The organism is Ruegeria sp. HKCCD8929 (genome assembly GCF_013031405.1).
Lineage (GTDB): Bacteria > Pseudomonadota > Alphaproteobacteria > Rhodobacterales > Rhodobacteraceae > Ruegeria.
Genome location: NZ_WPZY01000018.1, coordinates 55,268 through 71,347, shown reverse-complemented (window position 1 = coordinate 71,347; position 16,080 = coordinate 55,268). Strand labels below are relative to the sequence as shown.

The window sequence follows — 16,080 nt, the reverse complement described above, 5'->3', positions numbered from 1 at the left end:
TCCATGTCTGTCTTCGCCTCGCCAGCAGGTGGGCCAATCTACTCCCCCTCCGAGCACCGGGCCGGTGGGCGTCCTGCGCTGGTTTGGCCAGACTCCGTCAACGATTACGGATTGGAATTGCCCGCAGATGCGTCGTGTTCTGAGATTTTCATCGTTATGCAGTATAAGGACGGTATCGATGAGGCCTGGGACAATTACATCACGTTGATCACCGACAAAGCGGGTATCACCAGCAATGGGGTCCGCACCGTCGGAAACTACAACGGCACGAACCTGTATGCAGGTGGTTCCAGCGCCATTTCCTGGCTTCGAAAAGATGGTGGTTCAGCAACTCGAACTCTACTCCCGATGCCTCTGAGCGTCATTCGCTTCACGTCGAAAGACCAAAGCATCCCGGGTACTCCCATCAATATCGCGTCCCTCGGCGGTCCGAACAAAGGCGGGGCGAACCGCGCTTGGCAGGGGATCATGTGCCAGCTCGTTGCCGTCTCCGCTCAGGTCACCTGGACTGAAGCGCAGGCTGCTGAGATGACAGACTTTCTTATGCAGAAATGGGGTATCTCGTGAAAAACAGTCGGTAGGCCCGCTCGCCAAGTCAGGCGCGCTGCGATAAATCTGTCCGACAAATCGCACCTCTTTGTCCGAAAGCCGCCGCCGCGCTACACTTGGTTGTGGACAGCGACTTGAGCGTCGAATCCGTGAACTTAATCTGCGGCATACCATGTCCTTGTAATGACCGTTTCGTTACAAGGTTCATGATACGTTCTAACCATAGTCAAACCCAACCAAAGATTAAGAATGCGCCTCAAGTAATTAAGAAAACATCTTATTTTGCCGGTGTTTGACTGGGTTTTGAGTGGTGCCCCCACACGGACTCGAACCGCGGACCTACTGATTACAAATCAGTTGCTCTACCAGCTGAGCTATAGGGGCGCCGGGCTTTGGATTACTGTTTCAGCCACGCGACTGCAAGCCACAAATCGGCCTTGGGTCCGGAAATCCTGAGGCTCGGTTCGTGCTGGCGGAGCGGGCCACCGGCGTGCGGGTTTGACTGCCGGGATGCGAGGCTGTAACCCGAACCCGATTTGCCGGTTTTGGGATGACAGAAGGTACGATGCAGCTGGTTTTCCATACCGGAGCCCATTTTTCCGACGAAGGGCGGCTGTTCAAAAGCCTTGTGGGCAACAAGGAGGCATTCGGCAGGCAGGGGATTTCGGTGCCCGGACCCAGCCGCTATCGCAGGCTGTTCAAGGAGACCTTTGCCGCACTGGAGACCGCGCCGTCAGCGCCGGATGCCGCGGAAATACTGATCGACGCCATTCTCGATGACGAGGTGGCCGAGCGCGTGGTGCTGTCCAGCGAGCACTTCTTCGGAACCCACTGGTCGGCGATCCTTGGGGGGCAATTCTACCCCCTGGCCGCGCCGCGTATGGCGCAGCTTTGCGAGATCTTTCGTGGCAACCAGATCGAGATGTTCATGGCCATCCGCAATCCGGCCAGTTTCATTCCCAAGGTGCTGCTGTCCATACCGGATAACCGGCGCGCCGAAATCATGGGTGCGGTCGATCCGGGCGAGTTGAGCTGGTCCAACATGATCCGGCAGATCCGGCTGATGGCCCCGGGCGTGAAACTCACGGTCTGGTGCAACGAGGATACGCCGCTGATCTGGGGGCGGATCCTGCGTGCATTGGCGGGGCCGGGCTATGAAGGCCCGCTGAACGGAGAGCAGGCGCTGCTTTGGGGGCTGATGTCCCGCGCTGGGATCGTGCGGCTGCGGGACTATCTGGCCCGCAATCCGGGGCTGACCGACCATGAGATCAGCGAGGTCACCTTAAGCTTTCTGGACAAATACGCCATCGATGGCGCCGATGAGGAAGAGCTGGAGCTGCCCGGTTGGGATGAGGATGCCGTCGACGTCTATAGCGAGCTTTACAACGCGGATATCGACGCCATCGAGGCGATGTCCGATGTCACGTTCATCGCCCCTTGACACCCTGCCGTTTCAGCCCGGGCCCGCCTGAGGGCACGCCCGGATGAAAGTCACATGCCCAGCGCTTCCTTATACATTTCCAGCACCGCCTCTTCCTCGGCGATGTCGTCCTTGTCGCGCTTGCGCAGCGCGATCACCTTGCGCATGATCTTGGTGTCGTAGCCGCGTGCCTTGGCTTCGGCCATGACTTCCTTCTGCTGGTCCGCGATGTCCTTTTTCTCGGCTTCCAGGCGCTCGAAGCGCTCGATGAACTGACGCAACTCACCTGCGGTCACACGGTAACTGTCGGCGGCTTGGGTTTCGGTCATGTCGTCCATCTGCAACTCTCTCTGTCTCGAAATCAGGCAGAGGGCGGGATACATCGGCGGCGGCCCAGCCGCAAGCGGGCAATGGCGTAAATCGGCCACCGCTTGCACGCCGGGCAGCGATCCGCTAACCGCAGACCGACCGGAACGGCAAGAGCAGGAGTGCCATGTTCGAAACCATCATCTGGGGCGGGGCCGCCCTGTCGCTGATTGGCCTTGCGGGTCTGGTCTGGTGCATCCTGCGCGTGGTCAGGGCACGCCGGGCGAACCTGAGCGACGACGAGCTGCGCGCCGCGGTTCAGGCGGTGCTGCCGTGGAACCTCGCCGCGCTGTTTGTGTCGGTGATCGGCCTGATGATGGTGATCGTCGGTATTTCGCTGGGGTGACCCTGCCGGTCAGACCGGCATGTTGTCGAACCGCGCCTCGATCGCCTCGTCGCACAGCGTCGAATCCAGGCGCCGCAGATGTGCGGGCACCGTGGCCCCCTGGGCGCGCAGCTTTCGGACCACAACGCTCAGCGCGGGCTGAATCTCCAGCCGCTTGTCGAGGCTGGCCCCGGCCAGCTTGCGTTCCAACCGTTCCGCTTCCTGAAACAAGTCCCGAGTCGTCATCGCATCCCTCCCCATGGCGTGCGAGCAATAGCAGCCCAACGTAACAGCCGCGCAAAACCGTGGCCAGTGGGCTCTGCAAGACGGGCCGGACACCGCGCAATCCGGGCCTTGCAGACTCCTAGTATTGCCACAACCCTACCGCGTGCGCTCTGATTCAGATCAACTGGTCCTTCGGCAGGCGAAAGCCCGCCGAAACCTTGCCTCACATTCGCATTTCACTATATGATTCAGGAAACCATGCGGAGACCGAGATGACGCCCTTTGTGAAAGCCTTTTTCGACGAGACCACCTTTACGGTGTCCTATGTGGTTCGTGAGCCCGACGGCCATACCTGCGCGATCATCGACAGCGTTCTCGATTTCGATCATGCCTCGGGGCGGACCAACACGACATCGGCCGACGCCATCGTCGAGTATATCCGGTCGGAGGAGCTGAAGACCGAGTGGATTCTGGAAAGCCATGTGCATGCGGATCATCTGTCGGCAGCGCCTTATTTGCAGGAGAAGCTGGGCGGCAAGATCGGCATCGGCGCCAATATCACCGTGGTTCAGGATACGTTCGGCAAGGTCTTCAACGAAGGCACCGAGTTTCAGCGGGACGGCAGCCAGTTCGACCAGCTCTTTCGGCAGGGCGACAGTTTCTTTGTCGGCCAGATGCGGGGCGATGTGCTGCACACGCCGGGGCATACGCCGGCGTGTCTGACCTATGTGATCGGGGATGCGGCCTTTGTGGGCGATACGCTTTTTATGCCCGATTTCGGCACCGCGCGCTGCGATTTTCCGGGCGGTTCGTCGGCGATGCTTTACGATTCGATCCAGAAGATCCTGTCGCTGCCGGACGAGACGCGGATTTTCGTTGGCCATGACTACAAGGCACCGGGCCGCGATGAATATGCGTGGGAGACCACGGTGGGCGAGCAGAAGGCGCTCAACATCCATATCGGTCAGGGCCGCAGCATCGAGGAGTTCGTGCAGATGCGGGATGCCCGCGATGCCACGCTTGCCATGCCCCGGCTGATCCTGCCGTCGCTGCAGGTCAACATGCGGGCCGGGCAGATGCCGCCCGAGGACGAACAGGGGGACGTCTTTCTCAAGCTGCCGGTCAACAAGCTCTGACCGGACGGCAAAGGCGCGAACAGGAAGGAAGACGGTATCATGGAAATGGACTGGATCTGGGGTCTGGTCGGCGGGTTGCTGATCGGGCTCGGCGGCGCGGTCTATCTGCTGGGCAACGGGCGGATCATGGGGGCCAGCGGCATTCTGGGCGGGCTGGTGGATGGCACGGGCCGGGGCTCGGCGGGCGAGCGGGCGGCGTTCATTCTGGGCCTCGTGGCAACGCCGCTGGTGCTGTCTGCCCTGTTTCGCCCGGACATTACCACGCATCTGACTGATGATTATGCGGTGGTGATCGCCGCGGGGCTGCTGGTTGGAGTTGGGACAAGGATCGCCAATGGCTGCACCTCGGGGCACGGAGTTTGCGGCATCTCGCGGCTGTCGCTGCGCGGGATCGTGGCGACGGTGTTTTACATTCTGGCGGGCGGTCTGATGCTGGTGCTGTTCCGCCATCTGCTGGGGGTGATCTGATGCGGTTTCTTCTGGCATTGATCGCCGGGGCGCTGTTCGGTGCGGGGCTGTTTCTGTCCGGCATGACAGACACCACCAAGGTTCAGGGCTGGCTGGATGTGTTCGGCAACTGGGACCCGACGCTGGCCTTCGTCATGGGGGGCGCGATCCTTCCCATGGCCGTGGCGTGGAAGTTGACGGCGGCGCGCAAGCCCCTGACCGGAGGCGCCTTTCCCACGCCGTCCCACCCCGAGCTGGATCACCGCCTGATCACGGGTTCGGTCCTCTTTGGCATGGGCTGGGGGCTGGCGGGGCTGTGCCCGGGGCCGGCCATGGCATCACTGTCCTATGGCGGGCTGGGCGGTGTGATCTTTCTGGTGTCGATGATGGTGGGTATGGCGCTGGCGCCCGGGATCGGCGGCAAACTGGACAGGCTGGCAAGCGCGGCATAAGGAATTGGCATGGAGATTCGTCCGATCACGCCCCGCTACGCCGTCTCGCCACAGATCTCAGTCGAGGATGTGCCCGCCATCGCTGCCGCCGGGTTCGTCAAGGTCATCTGCAACCGGCCCAATGTCGAGGTGCCCCCGTCGCAGCAATCCGACGCGATCGGGGACGCGGTCCGTGCCGCCGGGATGGAATACGAGGTGCTGGAACTGACCCACCAGACCATGACACCCGAGAACGTGGCGCGGCAGGTGGAACTCGCCGACTGCGCCGATGGTCCGGTGCTGGCCTATTGCGCGTCGGGCACCCGTTGTTCGGTGGTCTGGGCACTGGGGCAGTGTGAGGAGCTGAGCCCCGACGAGATCCTCGGCAAGACCAGCGCTGCCGGGTATCAGCTGGACGGGCTGCGCCCGACCCTCGAACAGCTTTGCAACAAGAGCCGCTAAAGCAGCCGCGTGACGCTGCCATTCCCGCTCTCGCACGGAAAGCGGCCCGGCGCCCTACTCCTCCGACCCTGACAAACCGGCCAATTCGGTGATCTCTGCTGCTGCCTGATCCGGGCTCCACGCGGCCAACGCCCCTTCGATATCGGGCTCGGGTGGAGAGGGCCGGTCTGTTGCCGGCTCCGGCCCGGGCTGCACCTGCGGGATGTCGCTGTGGTCGATCACGTGCGGGTCTGACAGCGCCGGGCCCGGCTTGTCCCCGGCAGGCGATGCCTGATGTTCGGTAAACTCGGCCTCGACCGTCTGCGGCACTTGCGGCTCGGGCAACCTTTCGTTCAGACGAACCGCCCGCATGCCGCGGCATTGTCCGAGGCGGCAGGTCGAGAGTTTCTGGCCGTCGATGGCAATAAGCTCGGTCCGGTCCAGCTGGTCTCCGATCAATGGCAGCAGATCGCCCGGCTTCATCGCCGCGAAAACCGCCAGCGGCAGTTGCACCCGGCTGATGACTGCCGTCAGATCCGCCCGCATCACGCCGGCGGCCTGATCCAGCCGGCGTCCCAACGATAGCGCGGCATCATCCGCTGTCTCCTCCTCCGGCTCGGGCCGGTCGGGCAGGACCAGAGTAATGGCCCCCTGCCGCGTTCCGCTCGCGATCTCGACCGTGAGGTCGAAGACGCGATAGACGTCCGCCTCAAACATCAGCAGCAGGCTGCGCAGATCCTCGATGCGCGAGCAGAACTCGTACCCGGCCAGACAGGCGCGATCCGCCGGAGCCTCGGCCAGATCCTGCGCGCGGCTCAGCGACGCCTCGATCACCGGGGCGATCATGGCGGCGTCGGTGCCGGTATAGGGCCGCTCGGCCACCACGCCGGGCAGCACCTGCCCCATCGTCTGCTGCTGGATGACGGAAGAGACGCAGGACAGGTCCACACAAGCCGCACCGAGCTGATCGTCGGGCGCGGCAAAGACCAGATACAGGCGATCCTCGGCCAGAGTGCCGGGCAACTCGTCCTGTGTGCGGCGCATCTGGGTGGCACCGATCACCGACATCGCCAGATCCAGCGTGTCGTCGGCCACCCGCGCCAGCCCCAGCCGCAGCGCCCGCAGGATCGAGCGCGGCTTGCTGCCCGAATCGTCCTGCGCCAGCGCCAGTTTCCGCGCCAGGGCCGATTGTGTTTCCGCTTCTGTCTGCATCACCCGTTGACCTGCCGCCTGGGCATTCCTTCGCCCTCAGGTCTAGCGCAGCGACGGTTACGATTGTCTTTACGCGCGCCTCATTGCGCGGCCTGTTTGTAGGCCAGCGGCAGGCTGACGCGAAACGCTCCGCCCTCTTGCCCCGCCAGATAGCTGACCTCACCGCCCAGCCGCTGCATGATCTCGCGGCAGATCGCCAGCCCCAGCCCGGCGCCGCCGGCCTTGTCGGACCCGACGCGGGCGAACTTCTCGAAGATCATCGACTGGGCATCCGCCGGAATGCCGCTGCCGTTGTCGATGAAATCGACCACCACCTGCCCACCCACATCATGCACCGAGATGGTCAGCGACGGCTCGGCCGCGTCGCAGTATTTCTGCGCGTTGGCGATCAGGTTGATGAAGACCTGCCCCAGCCGGTCCAGGTCGGTGTGCAGCGGGATCCGCTCGGATCCCCGGTGCCGCCGCACCCGCAGCGGCCGGTCCGAGCCGGTCAGCGCCGCCGAGATCGCGCGGTCGAGAACCTCGCGCAGGCTGCCGTCGCCCATGTTCAGGTTGACCTGACCGTTTTCCAGCACGCTCAGATCCAGCAGATCGTCGAGCAGGCGGGTCAGCCGCAGCGCCTCGTCATGGATGATGGCGGCATAGCGTGTCTGTTCCTCGGGCTGCAGCCCCTCGGTGTCGCGCAGAATCTCGGAAAACGCCCGGATCGAGGTCATCGGCGTGCGTAGCTCATGGCTGACCTGGCTGAGGAAGGCGTCCTTTTGCAGCGAGATCTGGGTCAGCTTCTCATTGGCCTCGCGCAGCTTGCGGGCGGTGTGGCTGAGTTCCGAGGATTTCTCCTCGAGCTGGCCGGAATATTCCAGCAGTTGCGCGGATTCGTCCGCCACCGCCAGCAGATCCTCGACCGAGACCGACGAGCCGCCGACGATCTGGCCGATCATCGCATGTGCCGTGGCCGCGCCCACCGAGCCGCTGAGCTCGCGTTCCAGCCGTTCCAGGAAGGTCGGGGTCGGTTCGGGCAGGTAGCCACGCCCGCCTTGCCGCTCGGCCTCGGCATGGAAGAATTCCTGCGCCTCGCGCGCGCCGAGGATACGCTGCGACATGATCATCAGGTCTTCGCTTTGGGCCACCGAGCCGGTCCAGCCGCGCGGACCGGCGGAATGGTCGAAGACGTTGACGAATTGCGCGCCCTGCAGCCGTTCCAGCGGGCTGGGGAAGCTGGCGAGCGAGCCGATGCAGAAGGCCGCGGTGTTCAGCGACAGCGACCACATCACCGAATGCACCATCGGGTCTATGCCGTCGATGCCAAAGAGCGCCTGCGGGCGCAGCCAGCCGAGGCCCAGCGGGCCATATGTCATCACAGCCTCGGACATGAACGATCCGCCCATGCCGGGCAGCAGCAGGGTGTAGACCCAGAGCGCGAAGCCCACGGTCAGCCCGGCCAGCGCGCCGATCCGGGTGGCACCGCGCCAGAACAGGCCGCCGACCAGCGCGGGCAGGATCTGGGCGATCCCGGCAAAGGCGATCAGACCGATCGAGGCCAGCGCCGCGCCGCCGCCGGACAGGCGGTAGTAGAAGTAACCCAGCGCCATGATCACCGCGATGGATACCCGGCGCGAGAACAGGACGATGTCGCGCACGTCGCCCGACACCGATACGCCGCCGCCCTGAGAGCTGAGCCAGATCGGCATCACGATATGGTTCGACACCATGGTCGACAGCGCCATCGCCGCGACGATGACCATGGATGTGGCCGAGGAGAACCCGCCGAGGAAGGAGAACATCGCCAGCCCCTCCTGCCCCTGCGCCAGCGGGATGGTCAGCACGAAGAGGTCGGGGTTGGTGCCCTCGGGCATCAGGTCCAGCCCCACCACGGCGATGGGCACAACGAAGAGGCTCATCAGCAGCAGGTAGAGCGGAAAGGCCCAGGCGGCGGCGCGCAGGTGGCGTTCGTCATCATTCTCGACCACCATCACCTGGAACATGCGCGGCAGGCAGACAAAGGCGGCTGCAGACAGGAAAGTGATTGCGGCCCAGCGGCCCCGGTCCACGCCCCACGTCCCGATCTCGGAGGCGTCGATGCGCGCCATGGTCGGGCCGATGCCGCCAGCGATGCCCCAGACCACGAAGATGCCGACGGCGAGCAGCGCCAGCAGTTTGACAACCGCCTCGATGGCCACCGCCGTCACCACCCCGTGGTGGCGTTCGTTGGCGTCCAGATTGCGGGTGCCGAACAGGATCGCGAAGACCGCGAGCCCGGCGGCGACCCAGAACACGCTGGCGCCCTCGTTATAGATGCCCGAGGGGTCGGCCTCGGCAAAGATGCTGAAGGACAGCGTGATCGACTGCAATTGCAGCGCGATATAAGGCGTGACGCCCAGCACCGCGAGGATGGTGACGCAGATCGCCAGCGTGTTGGACTTGCCGTAGCGGGATGAGATCAGGTCGGCAATCGAGGTCACCCTCTGGCTGCGCCCGACGCGCACCAGCTTGCGCAGACCCCACCACCAACCGATCATGACCAGCGTGGGGCCGAGATAGATGGTGACGAATTCCAGCCCCGACCGCGCCGCATAGCCGACGGCGCCATAGAAGGTCCAGGCGGTGCAGTAGATCGACAGCGACAGGGTGTAGACCAAGGGCGAGCGCAGCCATGTGCTGCGCCCGGTGGCGGCCAGCCGGTCGGCGGCAAAGGCCACGCCGAACAGCAGGACGACATAGCCCAGACAGACCAGGATCAGCACGTTCAGCGTCGCCATCAGTCGCGCTCCGGCCCTTGCGTGTCGGACCCGCCATGGGTGCGGGCGGCCAGTCCGAAACCGGCGCTGGCCAGGATCAGAAGCACCCAGATGCAGAAGATGTAGACGATGGCCGAGGACATCGACACCGCGCCCGCCTCTTCCGGCTCGGACGGCCACAGCAGCGGCACCGCGAACAGCCCGGCGCCGAGGATCGGCAGCAGGCGCGCCGCATCCGACAAGCGGCGGCGGCGATAGCTTTGGCGTTCAAGAAAGACCGGCGGTGGCGCCACCGCCCGCTCGGGCTCGGTATCCGGCCCGGCGCTCATGTCCGCGAGGCCTGGGCGTGCAGGTCGCGCACCGCCGTCAGGACCTCGGTGTTTGAGAACGGCTTGGTCATGAACCGGCTCACGCCTGCCTTTTCGGCCATGTCGCGGTCGCGCGACTGGCCGCGCGCGGTCAGCATCAGCACCGGCAGGTCGCGCATCTCGTCGCGGTCGCGCAGGTCGCGCAGGATGTCCATGCCGCTCTTGCCCGGCAGCATCACGTCGAGAATGACCAGATCGGGCTGCGTGGCGCGGATCACGTCCACCGCATCGGTGCCCTCGGCATGGGTTTCCACCTGCCAGCCCTCGCGGGTCAGCAGAAACCGTATCGCCTCGGTGATGTTGGGTTCATCCTCGATCAGCAGAACCTTACGGCTCATCCTTGCCCTTCCTCCCCCCGGGAACCGGCGGCCCCGGTCCGCCCGTCATGCGGCTCAGCTTAGACCCGCTGTCACGGAACTGTCAAAACCCTTCGCTCAGGATCGATGGCTCGCGCCGTGCGCCGCAGTCGCGGCGCGGGCAGACCCGGCAGCTGCTGCCGACGGGCTGCACCTCGGCCTGCCCGTGTTCGGCACTGTCCACCGGCAGGATCAGCATGACCGAGCGGTAAACCGGATCGCGGTCGAGCGCAGGCATCCCCTGTGGCCAGGCGATGGCGTAACATTCGAACTCGGCCGCCGTGCGGCCCATCTGCGACACCCGCCGCCGGATCGGCACCAGCGGGCGGTTGAGCGCGGTGAAGAGCGGCCAGAGCGGACAGGATTCGCCATGGCGCGGCAGGGCAAAGCCCGAGACCTGCTTGCGGAACAGGATACTGCCCGAGGCGTCGCAGATCACCAGCCCCGCCTCGCGCGCCAGCGCCCCTTCGGGCAGGCAGGCCAGCCGGCGCAGCACGGTGGGCATATCGGTGCGGAAGCGTTGCGCCAGCGCCAGCGGCTCCAGCCCCAGCTCGTCCAGTGCTCCGCGAAACGCTTTCAGTGGCAGCGCGCGGGCGTCGGCGGCATAGACCTCGAGCATTTCGCGCCCGATGGCCCGCGCGGCCCCCGAGCCCAGATCGTCCAGCGAGACCTTGGCCGCATCCCGGCCCGCCTCGATCTCGGGGAAATGATGGTTGCGGGCGGCGAGAAAGGCCTCGACCTCTTCCAGTGGCACGCCGTGGGTGTCGTCCGAGGTCTCGCTTTCGTCCAGATAGCCCACCAGCGCCTTGGAACTGTCGGCCAGCCGCTCGGCATCCTGATTGAGGTTGCGGTGGAAGCGGTCGCGCCACTCGGGCTCCAACTCGCCGGGCTCGGCGAGGATGGCGGCGGTCGAGCGGATGGCGGCGGCGGTCGACAGCACCTCGTGCAGTGAAGCGGCCAGATGCGGATCGTGGGTCAGCCGGTCCGAGAGGGTTTCCACCATCCGCTCGAGCGAGCCCACGCGGCGGTGCATCTGCGCCAGCACCCCCGCCCAGCCGGGAAAGCGCCCGGCGAACTCGTCGACGCGGTCGGTCTCGGCCGACAGGTTTGCCGCATCCGCCGCCGCCTCGCGCAACGCGGCGATCAGCGCGGCCTCGGCGCCTTCGGTCAGCATCGAGGGTTCGACCTCAAGCATCGCGGCGATATCGACCAGCAATTTGCCGCCGATTCTGCGCCGGTTATGCTCGATGAGGTTGAGGTAGGAGGCGGAAATTCCCACTTTGCGTGCCAGATCGGCCTGACGCAGCCCCGCAATCAGTCGCCTTTCGCGGATGCGGCTGCCTGTCAGTGTGTCCCGGGCCATGGCCTGTCCTTTTCCTTTTCGGCACGATTTCAACGGCTTTCTGCGCCGCGACATAAGGATTTTTACAAACTTCTGCCTGTGTTTGTACACTTATTTACAGAATAATCTTGCGTTTAAAAGGGTTTATTGCAGAGTTTTCGATCCCTCGCCCATAGTTGCTTTGCACATATAGTGCCTGCGCCCGGCGGAAGAGGAGCCAACGGGCGCATTCAGGGAAATTGGGAGGAATGAATGTCCAACAAATCCGTCACGCGTCGCGGCGTGCTGAAAACCGGGGCCGTTGCCGGGGCCGGTGTCGCCCTGCCGACGATCTTCACCGCCTCGTCCGCAGCCGCCTACACCAACGAACCGACCGGAGGCTCGGTCACCCTTGGCTTCAACGTGCCGCAGACCGGCCCCTATGCCGACGAGGGCAACGACGAGCTGCTGGCGCAGCAACTGGCCGTCGAGCACCTGAACGGTGAAGGCGATGGCGGCTGCCTGAACACCTTCACCTCGAAGGCGCTGCAGGGGAACGGCATCCTGGGCAAGAAGGTCGAGTTCGTCACCGGCGACACCCAGACCAAATCCGACGCCGCGCGCGCATCGGCCAAGTCGATGATCGAGAAGGATGGCGCGATCATGATCAACGGCGGCTCGTCCTCGGGCGTGGCGGTTGCGGTTCAGGGTCTTTGCCAGGAGGCGGGCGTGATCTTCATGGCCGGTCTGACCCATGCCAATGACACGACGGGCAAGGACAAGAAGGCCAACGGTTTCCGCCACTTCTTCAACGCCTACATGTCCGGCGCCGCGCTGGCACCGGTGCTGGCGAACGCCTATGGCAAGGAGCGCCGCGCCTATCACCTGACCGCCGACTACAACTGGGGCTGGACCCAGGAAGAGTCGATCGTCGCCTCGACCGAGGCTCTGGGCTGGGAAACGGTCAACACCGTCAAGACCCCGCTCGCCTCGACCGACTTCTCGTCCTATATCGCGCCGGTTCTGAACTCGGGCGCGGACGTGCTGGTTCTGAACCACTATGGCGGCAACATGGTCAACTCGCTGACCAACGCCATCCAGTTCGGGCTGCTCGACAAGCAGGCGAACGGCAAAGACTTTGCCATCGTGGTTCCGCTCTACTCCGAGCTGATGGCCGCGGGTGCGGGTGAGAACATCAAGGGCGTTCTGGGCTCGATGAACTGGAACTGGCAGCTGCAGGACGAAGGCTCGAAAGCGTTCGTGAAGTCGTTCGGCGAGAAATACGGCAAGCCGCCCTCGAACTCGGCCCAGACCTGCTATGCGCAGGTGCTGCTCTATGCTGATGCCTGCGAGCGCGCCGGAACCTTCAACCCCTGCGGTGTGGTCGAAGCGCTGGAAGGGTTCGAGTTCGACGGTCTGGGCAACGGACCGACGCTGTATCGCGCCGACGATCACCAGTGCTTCAAGGACGTTCTGGTCGTGAAGGGCAACGAAAGCCCGACCAACGCCTATGACACGCTGGAAATCGTGGAAGTGACTCCGGTGGAGCAGGTGACCTATGCGCCGGATCACCCGATGTTCTCGGGCGGCGATCTGGGTCAGTGCAACCCGGGCGCCTGATCTGCCCCTGACCGGCTGCGCCGCGCGCGCGGCCGGTCCCCGCGCTTACGGGCTGACCAGTCCAAAGGCCGGACCGCACGACTTCCACACTGATCAATTCCAAGGTGGGGACAATGGACGCCTTCCTTCTGCAAATCCTGAACGGGCTGGACAAGGGCTCAGCCTATGCGCTGATCGCGCTGGGGCTTACGCTGATCTTCGGCACGCTCGGCGTTGTGAACTTTGCCCATGGTGCGCTGTTCATGATCGGTGCCTTTTGCGCCGTTACGCTGCAACGCATCCTGAACCTGAGCTATGAGACCGTCGATGAGACCCAGACCGACTTTCTGGGGAACCCGCTGAAGGTGAAGACGCCTTATGTCGAAAGCTGGTTCGGACCCGAGGCGGGGGCGGCCATCATCGACTGGTCGGTGCCGCTGGCGGTGCTGTTCGCGATCCCGATCATGCTGGCCGTCGGCTACGTGATGGAGCGCGGGCTGATCAAGCATTTCTACAAGCGGCCGCATGCCGACCAGATCCTCGTGACCTTCGGCCTGGCCATCGTGCTGCAAGAGGTCATCAAGTATTTCTTCGGCGCCAACCCGATCCAGACCCCGCCGCCCGAGGCGCTGCGCGGGTCGCTGGATATCGGCGTCATGTTCGGGTTCGACCCGAACGCGATCATCTACCCGATCTGGCGGCTGGTCTATTTCGCGTTCTCCGCCGTCATCATCGGGGGCATCTTCGCCTTCCTGCAATTCACCACCTTCGGCATGGTGGTGCGCGCGGGCATGGCGGATCGCGAGACCGTGGGCCTGCTGGGCATCAACATCGACCGCCGCTTTACCATCATGTTCGGCATCGCCGCCGCCGTGGCGGGCCTTGCCGGCGTGATGTACGGGCCGCTCAACCCGCCGAATTACCATATGGGCATGGATTTCCTCGTGCTCAGCTTCGTGGTGGTTGTCGTCGGCGGCATGGGCTCGTTGCCCGGGGCGGTGCTGGCCGGGTTCCTGCTGGGCATTCTGGAGAGCTTTGCCTCGACCACCTGGGCCACGACCACGATCCCCGGCATCAACCAGATCATCATTTACCTTGTCGCCATCATCGTTCTTCTGACCCGCCCGCGGGGTCTGATGGGCCGCAAAGGCGTGATGGAGGAATAACCCATGTTGGGATTGAACAAGAAAGATACCAGCCTGCTGATCATCGTCGCCATCCTGACGTTGCTGGCACCCTTCATCCTGAACCCGTTCCCGGCGGGCAGCGCCATGGCGCAGTTCAACGCCGGATATCCGGACCTGATGCAACGGTTCGTGATCTTCGGCATCTTCGCCATCGGGTTCAACATCCTGTTCGGCCTGACCGGCTACCTGTCCTTCGGCCACGCAGCCTTTCTGGGCGTGGGGTCCTACTCGGCGGTGTGGATGTTCAAGCTGCTCAGCTACAACGTCATTCCGGCCATAGCGCTCAGTGTCGTCGTGGCCGGGCTGTTCTCGCTGCTGATCGGATATGTCAGTCTGCGCCGGTCGGGAATCTATTTCTCGATCCTCACTCTGGCCTTCGCGCAGATGAGCTTTGCGCTGGCCTATTCGGTGCTGTCGAACCCCAAGTTCAACCTGACCAACGGGGAAACCGGCCTGCAGGTTTATGCGGATGACCCGCAAATTCTGCAAGGCGCCAATTCCCCGGACCTGCCGCACTTGTTCGGGTTGCCCATGCGGTCGACCTATACTCTGGAAGTGGGCGCATGGAGTTTCGACTTCAACGCAGGCTACTACTTGTGCGCGGTGATCATGATGGCGGTGTTCTATCTGGCGATCCGCATCTTCCGCTCGCCGTTTGGCATGATGCTGCGGGCGGTGAAGTCGAACCAGCAGCGGATGAACTATACCGGGCTGAACTCGAAGCCCTATACGCTGGCGGCCTTTGTGATCTCGGGCATGTATGCCGGTCTGGCCGGGGGCCTGATGGCGGCGATGGACCCGCTGGCGGGCGCCGAGCGGATGCAGTGGACGGCAAGCGGAGAAGTGGTGCTGATGACCATCCTCGGCGGCACCGGCACCCTGATCGGGCCGGTTCTGGGCGCGGGCTTCATCAAGTATTTCGAGAACATCTTTTCGAAGATCAACGACAACGTCCTGCATGGCTGGTTCAGCTTCCTGCCTGACGGGATGGAGGATGCGATGGTGTTTATCGTGCATCCCTTCATCGGCAAGGGCTGGCACCTGACGCTGGGCATCCTGTTCATGCTGGTGGTGATCTTCCTGCCCGGCGGTCTGGTCGAAGGCGGCCAGCGGCTGCTGAACTGGGTGCGCGGCAGGCGGTCCGGCGCTGACGACAAGACCGCCGGCAAAACCGAGCCTGCGGAATAAGGAGGGCGACCGATGGGTATTCTCGAAGTCAAGGACGTGGGCAAGCGGTTCGGCGGTCTGCAGGCGCTGAGCGACGTCAACCTCAGTGTCAAGGAAAACACCGTCCACGCGATCATCGGCCCCAACGGGGCGGGCAAGTCCACCCTGCTCAACTGTCTGGTGGGCAAGCTGATCCCGGACAGCGGCTCGGTCATGTTCGACGGGCAGTCGGTGCTGGGCCGGGCGCCGTTCGAAATCAACCAGATGGGCATATCCCGCGTGTTTCAAACACCTGAGATCTTTGGCGATCTGACGGTGATGGAGAACATGCTGATCCCGATCTTCGCCAAGCGCGACGGGGCGTTCCGGATGCATGCCTATGAGACGGTCGCGAACGAGAAAGGCATCGTCGAGCAGGCCGAGCAGATGCTGGAAGAAATGAACATGGCCGACAAGCGCCACATGCATGCCGCCGCTCTGTCACGCGGCGACAAGCGGCGGCTTGAGATCGGCATGTGCCTCAGCCAGCAGCCGCGCCTTTTGCTGCTGGATGAACCCACAGCGGGCATGGCGCGGGCCGATACCAACAACACCATCGACCTGCTCAAACAGATCAACGAAGAGCGGGATATCACCATCACGATCATCGAACACGACATGCATGTTGTGTTCAGCCTTGCCAACCGGATCACCGTGCTGGCGCAAGGTACGCCGCTGGTCGAGGACGACCCGCAGAACATCCGCGGCAATCCGAAGGTCCGTGAGGCCTATCTGGGCGAAAGCGCATAAGGA

The 16,080-nt window shown here is 63.9% G+C and carries 18 protein-coding genes and 1 tRNA gene; 11 read left to right on the top strand and 8 right to left on the bottom strand.

Annotated elements, in window-relative coordinates; translation table 11 throughout:
• On the top strand, positions 1-567 hold a 567-nt coding region (locus tag GOX53_RS21220; protein WP_217351868.1), incomplete at its 5' end, for a hypothetical protein.
• A gap of 290 nt (positions 568-857) precedes the next feature.
• Here GOX53_RS21220 and GOX53_RS21215 read toward each other — a convergent pair.
• Positions 858-933: transfer RNA gene (locus GOX53_RS21215), tRNA-Thr, on the bottom strand.
• 181 nt (positions 934-1,114) lie between these two features.
• Between GOX53_RS21215 and GOX53_RS21210 the strand changes: the two genes are divergently transcribed.
• Entirely contained in the window at positions 1,115-1,990 is an 876-nt protein-coding gene (locus GOX53_RS21210) for a hypothetical protein (protein ID WP_171179930.1), read from the top strand.
• 50 nt (positions 1,991-2,040) lie between these two features.
• Here GOX53_RS21210 and GOX53_RS21205 read toward each other — a convergent pair whose 3' ends face one another.
• Positions 2,041-2,307, bottom strand: a complete 267-nt coding sequence (locus tag GOX53_RS21205; RefSeq protein ID WP_171179929.1) for a DUF2312 domain-containing protein — start codon at positions 2,305-2,307, stop codon at positions 2,041-2,043.
• Positions 2,308-2,462: 155 nt separating this feature from the next.
• On the opposite strand from GOX53_RS21205, the gene GOX53_RS21200 reads away from it, so the two are divergent.
• On the top strand, positions 2,463-2,681 hold the full coding sequence (locus tag GOX53_RS21200; protein WP_171179927.1) for a hypothetical protein: 219 nt from the start codon (positions 2,463-2,465) through the stop codon (positions 2,679-2,681).
• 9 nt (positions 2,682-2,690) lie between these two features.
• On the opposite strand, the gene GOX53_RS21195 is transcribed toward GOX53_RS21200, so the two are convergent.
• A complete protein-coding gene (locus GOX53_RS21195; protein WP_171179925.1) occupies positions 2,691-2,906 on the bottom strand; it encodes a hypothetical protein in 216 nt (71 codons plus the stop codon).
• 251 nt (positions 2,907-3,157) lie between these two features.
• On the opposite strand from GOX53_RS21195, the gene GOX53_RS21190 reads away from it, so the two are divergent.
• The 4 genes from GOX53_RS21190 to GOX53_RS21175 are packed head-to-tail and all read left to right on the top strand — an operon-like array spanning position 3,158 to position 5,361.
• Positions 3,158-4,021 carry an MBL fold metallo-hydrolase gene (locus GOX53_RS21190; protein ID WP_171179923.1) on the top strand — a complete coding sequence of 288 codons (864 nt, stop codon included), beginning with the start codon at positions 3,158-3,160 and terminating at the stop codon, positions 4,019-4,021.
• Between the two features lie 39 nt (positions 4,022-4,060).
• Positions 4,061-4,489, top strand: coding sequence for a YeeE/YedE family protein (locus GOX53_RS21185; protein ID WP_171179921.1), 429 nt, complete (start codon positions 4,061-4,063; stop codon positions 4,487-4,489).
• The gene (locus GOX53_RS21180; protein WP_171179919.1) at positions 4,489-4,920 is read left to right on the top strand and encodes a DUF6691 family protein; all 432 of its coding nucleotides are present in this window, start codon (positions 4,489-4,491) and stop codon (positions 4,918-4,920) included. Before GOX53_RS21185 ends, GOX53_RS21180 begins: the two co-directional genes overlap by 1 nt.
• 9 nt (positions 4,921-4,929) lie before the next feature.
• Positions 4,930-5,361: a TIGR01244 family sulfur transferase gene (locus GOX53_RS21175; protein WP_171179917.1), complete on the top strand. Its 432-nt coding sequence runs from the start codon at positions 4,930-4,932 to the stop codon at positions 5,359-5,361.
• Positions 5,362-5,415: 54 nt separating this feature from the next.
• Here the strand turns inward: GOX53_RS21175 and GOX53_RS21170 are convergent, their stop codons facing one another.
• The 5 genes from GOX53_RS21170 to GOX53_RS21150 all read right to left on the bottom strand — a co-directional run bounded on the left by GOX53_RS21170 (position 5,416) and on the right by GOX53_RS21150 (position 11,377).
• Positions 5,416-6,552, bottom strand: a complete 1,137-nt coding sequence (locus GOX53_RS21170) for a FliM/FliN family flagellar motor C-terminal domain-containing protein (RefSeq protein ID WP_171179915.1) — start codon at positions 6,550-6,552, stop codon at positions 5,416-5,418.
• Between the two features lie 80 nt (positions 6,553-6,632).
• Complete coding sequence (locus GOX53_RS21165) at positions 6,633-9,311, bottom strand: ATP-binding protein (RefSeq protein WP_171179913.1); 2,679 nt, start codon at positions 9,309-9,311, stop codon at positions 6,633-6,635.
• On the bottom strand, positions 9,311-9,619 hold the full coding sequence (locus tag GOX53_RS21160; RefSeq protein ID WP_171179911.1) for a hypothetical protein: 309 nt from the start codon (positions 9,617-9,619) through the stop codon (positions 9,311-9,313). Before GOX53_RS21160 ends, GOX53_RS21165 begins: the two co-directional genes overlap by 1 nt.
• Complete coding sequence (locus tag GOX53_RS21155) at positions 9,616-9,996, bottom strand: response regulator transcription factor (protein WP_171179910.1); 381 nt, start codon at positions 9,994-9,996, stop codon at positions 9,616-9,618. The genes GOX53_RS21160 and GOX53_RS21155 overlap by 4 nt, the downstream gene beginning before the upstream one ends.
• A gap of 82 nt (positions 9,997-10,078) precedes the next feature.
• Complete coding sequence (locus tag GOX53_RS21150; RefSeq protein ID WP_171179908.1) at positions 10,079-11,377, bottom strand: helix-turn-helix transcriptional regulator; 1,299 nt, start codon at positions 11,375-11,377, stop codon at positions 10,079-10,081.
• 231 nt (positions 11,378-11,608) lie between these two features.
• Between GOX53_RS21150 and GOX53_RS21145 the strand changes: the two genes are divergently transcribed.
• The 4 genes from GOX53_RS21145 to GOX53_RS21130 all read left to right on the top strand — a co-directional run bounded on the left by GOX53_RS21145 (position 11,609) and on the right by GOX53_RS21130 (position 16,077).
• Positions 11,609-12,955: a substrate-binding protein gene (locus tag GOX53_RS21145; RefSeq protein ID WP_171179906.1), complete on the top strand. Its 1,347-nt coding sequence runs from the start codon at positions 11,609-11,611 to the stop codon at positions 12,953-12,955.
• A 113-nt stretch (positions 12,956-13,068) separates the two neighbouring features.
• Positions 13,069-14,100 carry a branched-chain amino acid ABC transporter permease gene (locus tag GOX53_RS21140; RefSeq protein ID WP_171179904.1) on the top strand — a complete coding sequence of 344 codons (1,032 nt, stop codon included), beginning with the start codon at positions 13,069-13,071 and terminating at the stop codon, positions 14,098-14,100.
• Between the two features lie 3 nt (positions 14,101-14,103).
• Complete coding sequence (locus GOX53_RS21135; RefSeq protein WP_171179902.1) at positions 14,104-15,309, top strand: branched-chain amino acid ABC transporter permease; 1,206 nt, start codon at positions 14,104-14,106, stop codon at positions 15,307-15,309.
• A gap of 12 nt (positions 15,310-15,321) precedes the next feature.
• Complete coding sequence (locus GOX53_RS21130) at positions 15,322-16,077, top strand: ABC transporter ATP-binding protein (protein ID WP_171179900.1); 756 nt, start codon at positions 15,322-15,324, stop codon at positions 16,075-16,077.
• The last annotated feature ends 3 nt before the right edge of the window (positions 16,078-16,080 follow it).